Below are 626 nucleotides of genomic sequence, written 5' to 3'. Positions count from 1 at the left end.
CTAACGTTATGAAATCACTAGAAGTAGCACAACATATTCATGTTCTTTATGAAGACTCTTTGAAAGAGCTTCTGGCAAGCCTTAGTTGTGATGTGAACATGTCACCGGCTAACGAGGCTGATTGGTTAGATGCGCCGGTAGCGCTTATCGATGCAGGTTCTGAAGATATGGAAATCAAGCTTGCGCTTGCGCTTGAGCTGCCTATGACTGTACTTGCTATGACCTATCCGGTACCAAACATCACTGTCGTTGATGAGGAGTCCCTGGAAGATTGGATCTCTGAAATGGCCAATCAGTTGATCGGGCGTTTGAAGACAAAGTTAATGTCGCATGAGCAAGAGATTACCTTGGGGCTGCCGACGACGTCTTTTGGTGTTGAGTTGAACGACTTGATTGAACCTGGCCCTACCCGCTTCTCCAGTTATATTGAGGTAGATGGGGAAGCTTGTGCTTTTCACATCGGAGTGGAGTTCTTTTCCGAAGAGATTAGTTTTGTTAGTGAGCCGGTCGTGGTGGAAGATTCGTTGATGGAATCAGAGATCGAGTTATTTTAGTTTTATGGCTGATAAGCCCTTTCTGGATCTGGTAGTAGACTGGGTATGAGCACATTTAAAACCAAATTAGCG

General features: G+C 45.0%; 1 protein-coding gene. It reads left to right on the top strand.

The window, feature by feature from the left end; translation table 11 throughout:
• Window positions 1–554, top strand: a 554-nt coding sequence (locus A3729_RS32795; protein ID WP_197475773.1) for a hypothetical protein, incomplete at its 5' end; no start/stop codon positions are given.
• Window positions 555–626: the final 72 nt, after the last annotated feature.

This window comes from Oleiphilus sp. HI0043 (assembly GCF_001634935.1).
This window is presented reverse-complemented; position numbering and strand designations above follow the sequence as displayed.